Source organism: Cellulomonas citrea (assembly GCF_009829685.1).
Lineage (GTDB): Bacteria > Actinomycetota > Actinomycetes > Actinomycetales > Cellulomonadaceae > Cellulomonas > Cellulomonas citrea.
Window position 1 is genome coordinate 1 of sequence record NZ_VWSD01000173.1, and the last position, 5,650, is coordinate 5,650.

Genomic DNA, 5,650 nt, shown 5'->3' on the forward strand with positions numbered 1-5,650 from the left:
GGGCGTCGGCCGCGAGCACCAGCTCGCCGTCGTGCTCGACGAGCCCCTCGGCGATGGTCCGCAGCCGGGGCGGCTGCCGGCGCCCGCGCACCAGCAGCGGCGGACGGGCCGGGCGCTGCAGCGCCTGGCGCGCGTTGCGTGCGGTGGAGTCGAGGGCGTACGAGATCACCCGGCCGGACTCGGCGATGGACGCCAGCAGGTCGTCCCGGTCGTCGAAGCCGACCCGGGCCGCGACCTCGTCCTGGTCGGCCAGCAGCAGCCGGTTGGTGTGCCGCCGCGTGACGAGCTGGACGGTGTCGCGCACGTCGAGCAGGTGCGCGTACGCGGTGTCGACCGCACCGTGCGGACGGTCCGTGAGCCAGGTGGCGGCCAGCGCCGACAGCACGACCGCGTCGCGGATGCCGCCGCGCGCCTCCTTGAGGTCCGGCTCGATGAGGTAGGCGAGCTCACCGTTCCGCTCGGCCCGCACCCGGGTGGAGGCCAACAGCTCGGGGAGCCGGCGTCGGGCCGCGGCCCGCCAGTCCTCCAGGAGGGCGGACATGGCGCGCGCGACCACCACGGGGTCCCCGGCCACGTGCCGCAGCTCGAGCAGGCCGACGGCCGCCGGCAGGTCCTTGGAGGCCACCTGGCGGCACTGGGCGAGCGACCGCACCGAGTGGTCCAGGTCCAGTCCGGCGTCCCAGATCGGGTACCAGAGGCGTTCGGCCAGCCCGGCCAGGTCCGCCGGGGAACGGCCCCGCCCCTCGTGCACGAGCACGAGGTCGAGGTCGGAGATGGGCGAGGCGTCACCGCGCCCGAGACTGCCGACGGCACCGAGGGCCAGGCCCGTGGTGTCCATCTGCTCGGTGGCCTGGGCCCACAGCTCGGCCAGGGCCGAGACGGCCATGTCGGCCAGCCGCCGGCGTCTGGCCAGGCCGGCCGGGCCGGATCCGGGCAGCTCGTCGGCCACCTCGAGCCGACGCACACGCAGGTCCCGCACGCTCACGTGCGGGACCTGCGTGTCGTCCTGCTCACTGGCCCCCGGCGCGGTCGGGTGCACCGCACTCATCGCGCCGGGTGCCGGTCAGATCGCGTCGGCGCCGTGCTCACCGGTGCGGACGCGCACGACGTCCTCCACCGGCACGACCCAGACCTTGCCGTCGCCGATCTTGCCGGTCTGCGCCGCCTGGACGAGCACGTCGACGACACCGGCCGAGTCCTCGTCGCCGACGAGCACGTCGATCCGCACCTTCGGGACCAGGTCCACGGTGTACTCCGCACCGCGGTAGACCTCCGTGTGACCGCGCTGGCGGCCGTAGCCGCTGGCCTCGCTCACGGTCAGACCACGCACACCTGCGGCTTCGAGGGCCGACTTCACGTCATCCAGCCGGTGCGGCTGGATGACCGCGCTCACGAGCTTGGTCATCACTTCACCTCCGTCACGACACGGGCACCCAGGGACTCGTACGCCTGCTCACCGTGGACCGCGAGGTCGATCCCGCCGACCTCGATCTCCTCGGACAGACGCAGCCCACCGATCGCCTTGAGGATCGAGCCGATGATGTAGGTGAGCACGAAGGAGAACACGACCGCGATGAGCGCCACCGAGATCTGCGTGAGCAGCTGGGTGACCCCGCCACCGTAGAACAGACCTTCCTTGGCGCCCGTCGGCAGGAACCCGCCCTGGTTCGTCGTGGCGAAGAGCCCGATGAGGACGGTGCCGGTGATGCCACCGACGAGGTGGACGCCGACCACGTCGAGCGCGTCGTCGTAGCCGAGCTTGTACTTCAGGCCGACGGCCAGCGCGCAGACCACACCGGCGATGAGGCCGATGGCGATGGCGCCCCACGAGTCGACCGCCGCAGCGGCCGGGGTGATGGCGACCAGACCGGCGACGATGCCCGAGGCGGCACCCAGCGACGTGGCGTGCCCGTCACGGAACTTCTCGGTGACGAGCCAGCCGAGCATCGCGACGCAGGTGGCGACGAAGGTGTTGATCCAGGCACGACCCGCGGTGCCGTCAGCGGCCAGCTCCGAACCGGCGTTGAAGCCGAACCAGCCGACCCACAGCAGCGCAGCACCGAGCATGACGAACGGCAGGTTGTGCGGCCGCATCGGCTCCTTCGGCCAGTTCTTGCGCTTGCCGAGCAGCAGCGCGAGCGCCAGACCGGCAGCACCGGCGTCGATGTGGACCACGGTGCCACCGGCGAAGTCGATCGGGGTGGACAGCGCGGTCCCGATCGGGCCGGAGGCACCCAGGAAGCCGCCGCCCCACACCATGTGCGCGAGCGGGAAGTAGACGGCCGTCGCCCAGATGATGGTGAAGGCGACCCAGTGACCGAACTTGATGCGGTCCGCGATCGCACCCGTGATGAGGGCGACGGTGATGACGGCGAACGTGGCCTGGAACGCGACGAAGACGAACGCGGGGACGCCGTACGGGGCCCCGAAGGTGTCGGCGTCGGTGAGGTTCTGCAGACCGAAGAACTGGAACGGGTTCCCGACGAACTGGCCGAAGCCCGTCGTCGACGTGCCGAACGCCATGCCGTAGCCGTACAGGATCCAGATGAACCCGACCGTGCCGGCCGCGACGAAGTTCATCATGAGCATGTTGAGGACCGACTTGCCGCGCACCATGCCGCCGTAGAAGAACGCCAGGGCGGGGACCGTCATCATGAGGACGATGACGGCCGAGGTGAGCATCCACGCGGTGTTGCCGGAGTCCAGAGCGAATTCGTCCATCAGCATTCGCGGTATCCGTTTCTCCCGAAGCCCAGCCGGAGCAGCTGGACGGCACAACCGTGGAGGAACCCCGTTACCTGCGACCACCGCGCGTGTTACAGCGGCGTCACGGACCCTTCGGCCAGGTAAACATCATGTGTCCGACTCGCGGGGGCACCGGATCCGCCCCGGGCGCGCCCCGCCGCAGCGGCCCGGTCAGGCGCCGAGCAGCCCGTCGACGAACGCCTCGACGTCGAACGGCGCCAGGTCGTCCGGGCCCTCGCCGAGGCCGACCAGCTTGACCGGCACCCCGAGCTCACGCTGCACCTGCACGACGATGCCACCCTTGGCGGTGCCGTCGAGCTTGGTGAGCACGATCCCGGTGACCGCCGCGACCTGCGCGAACACCCGCGCCTGGGACAACCCGTTCTGACCGGTGGTCGCATCGAGCACGAGCAGCACCTCGGACAGCGGCGCCTCACGGGTCACCACCCGGGTGATCTTGCCGAGCTCGTCCATGAGCCCGGCCTTGTTCTGCAGCCGCCCGGCGGTGTCGATGAGCACGACGTCGGTGCCCTCCCGGCGCCCGGTGCGGACGGCGTCGAACGCGACCGAGGCCGGGTCCGCACCCTCGCGGTCGGCCCGCACCGTCGCGACCCCGACCCGCGAGCCCCAGGTGGCCAGCTGCTCGGCGGCCGCGGCCCGGAAGGTGTCGGCCGCGCCGAGCACCACCGAGCGGCCGTCGGCCACGAGCACCCGGGCCAGCTTGCCCACGGTCGTCGTCTTGCCGGTCCCGTTGACGCCGACGACGAGCACGACGGCCGGCACGGGCTGACCGGCGTCGTCCGTGCCGGGCGTCACTGCCAGCGAGCGGTCGAGGCTCGGGTCGAGCAGCGAGACGAGCTGCTCGCGCAGCACCGCGCGAGTCGCCGCCGGGTCGTCCAGCCCGGCCACCCGCGCCCGGGTGCGCAGCGCGTCGAGCAGCTCGGCCGTCGGACCGGCGCCGACGTCGGCCAGCAGCAGCGTCTCCTCGAGCTCGTCCCAGTCGGCCTCCGACAGGTGGTCGCGCGAGAGCACCCCGAGGATGCGCGCCCCCAGCGGCGACCCAGAACGCGCCAGTCGCTCCCGCAGCCGGACGAGGCGGCCGGCGGACGGGGCCGGGGTCTCCCGCACCACCGGTTCGGGCTCGGTGTCCTCGGCAACCTCGCCCTCGGTGGGCTCGTCGACCGGTACCGCGACCTCGGCGTCGGGCCGCACGTCCTCGTCCGACGGGGTCGGCGGCTGCTCTGCGGACCGCCGCCGCCCCGAACGGACCAGCTGGACCGCGACCAGGACGCCCGCCAGCAGCAGTGCGACGGCGACGACGAGCAGGACGAGGGGATCAGGGGCGTTCGAGGTGAGCACGTGCCCAGTCTGGCGGGTGGACGGCGACCACGGCGAACCGCACGCTCATCGGCCCCGCCGCGACGAGGTGGCAGGGCCGCGGCGACCGGGCTGCTCAGCCCCGGTGGGCGGTCTGCGTCGACCCGTGGTGCGGCAGCGCACGACCGGCCAGCTCGCCGACCCGCGTCGTCTGCTCGCTCGCACGCTCACGGGCCCGTGCCCAGGTGAGGGCCAGCTCGTCGGACGTCAGGTAGGCCTCGCCACCGTCGTCCGCCGACTCGAGCATCTCGACCAACGGGACGTCGACCGGGACCTGCTCGACCTGTGAGGCAGGGCGGTGCACCCCCCGTCGGAACGCCTTCCAGACCGACTCGTCACCGGCGAGGACATCACGATCGGGAGAGACCGAGGCGAAGAGGATCACGCCACCAGCGACGAGCAGGGTCAGGACAACACCGATCACGACGACAACCATGGGACGATCCTCCCCCGCGCGCCCACGGTCGGCCTGCGCCCACGCCGACCTGCACAGGACATTCACCCCGATGCCGCCGGGCAGCCCCGGGACACGACCGGGGAGGACCGGGCTGGGCCAGGCTCAGACCGGGCCGGGCTCAGACCGGGCCGGGCTCAGACCGGGCCGGGCTCAGACCGCGGTCTGCTCGCGCAGCCGCTGGCTCACCACGGTGCTCACGCCGTCGCCGCGCATCGTCACCCCGTAGAGGGCGTCGGCGATCTCCATCGTGCGCTTCTGGTGCGTGATGACGATGAGCTGGGAGTCGGTCTGCAGCTCACGCAGCACCTCGATGAGCCGCCCGAGGTTCGCGTCGTCCAACGCCGCCTCCACCTCGTCCATCACGTAGAACGGGCTGGGCCGCGCCTTGAAGATCGCGACCAGCATCGCGACCGCGGCCAGGGACCGCTCGCCGCCCGACAGCAGCGACAGACGCTTGATCTTCTTGCCCGCCGGACGTGCCTCGACCTCGACCCCGGTGGCCAGCATGTCGTCCGGCTCGGTGAGCAGCAGCCGGCCCTCACCGCCCGGGAACAGCCGGGAGAAGACGACCTCGAACGCCGCCGCGGTGTCGGCGAACGCCTCGGCGAACACCTGCTGCACCCGCTCGTCGATGTCCGAGACGATCTGCAGCAGGTCGGTGCGCGACCGCTTGAGGTCCGCGAGCTGCTCGGTGAGGAACCGGTGCCGCTCCTCGAGCGCCTCGAACTCCTCCAGCGCGAGCGGGTTGACCTTGCCCAGCAGCGCGAGCGCGCGCTCGGCCGCCCGCAGCCGCTTCTCCTGCTCGGCCCGCACGTAGGGCACCGAGGTGGGACCGTCCGGCACCGGGTCGAGCACCGGCACCTCGTGCTCCGGCCCGAACTCGGCGAGCAGCACCGACGGCTCCAGGCCGAGCTCGGCGACCGACCGGTCGTTGAGCTGCTCCACCCGGGCCAGCTGGGCCGCGCGCGCCACCTCGTCGCGGTGCGCGACGTCGGTGAGCTCGGCCAGCTCGCGGGCCCGGGCGTCGACCTGCACCCGAGCGGCCTGCACCTGCACGTCGCGCCCGCGAGC

The 5,650-nt window shown here is 72.5% G+C and carries 6 protein-coding genes; all 6 read right to left on the bottom strand.

Annotated elements, in window-relative coordinates:
* On the bottom strand, window positions 1-1,039 hold a 1,039-nt coding region (locus F2B26_RS14170), incomplete at its 3' end, for a [protein-PII] uridylyltransferase family protein (protein WP_499679448.1).
* A gap of 24 nt (window positions 1,040-1,063) precedes the next feature.
* A complete protein-coding gene (locus F2B26_RS14175) occupies window positions 1,064-1,405 on the bottom strand; it encodes a P-II family nitrogen regulator (protein WP_159810468.1) in 342 nt (113 codons plus the stop codon).
* Window positions 1,405-2,721 carry an ammonium transporter gene (locus F2B26_RS14180; protein ID WP_159810470.1) on the bottom strand — a complete coding sequence of 439 codons (1,317 nt, stop codon included), beginning with the start codon at window positions 2,719-2,721 and terminating at the stop codon, window positions 1,405-1,407. Before F2B26_RS14180 ends, F2B26_RS14175 begins: the two co-directional genes overlap by 1 nt.
* 195 nt (window positions 2,722-2,916) lie before the next feature.
* The gene (gene ftsY / locus F2B26_RS14185; protein WP_159810472.1) at window positions 2,917-4,104 is read right to left on the bottom strand and encodes a signal recognition particle-docking protein FtsY; all 1,188 of its coding nucleotides are present in this window, start codon (window positions 4,102-4,104) and stop codon (window positions 2,917-2,919) included.
* Between the two features lie 94 nt (window positions 4,105-4,198).
* A complete protein-coding gene (locus F2B26_RS14190; protein WP_159810474.1) occupies window positions 4,199-4,558 on the bottom strand; it encodes a hypothetical protein in 360 nt (119 codons plus the stop codon).
* Between the two features lie 171 nt (window positions 4,559-4,729).
* A partial coding sequence (locus tag F2B26_RS14195) for an AAA family ATPase (RefSeq protein WP_159810475.1) occupies window positions 4,730-5,650 on the bottom strand: 921 nt, incomplete at its 5' end.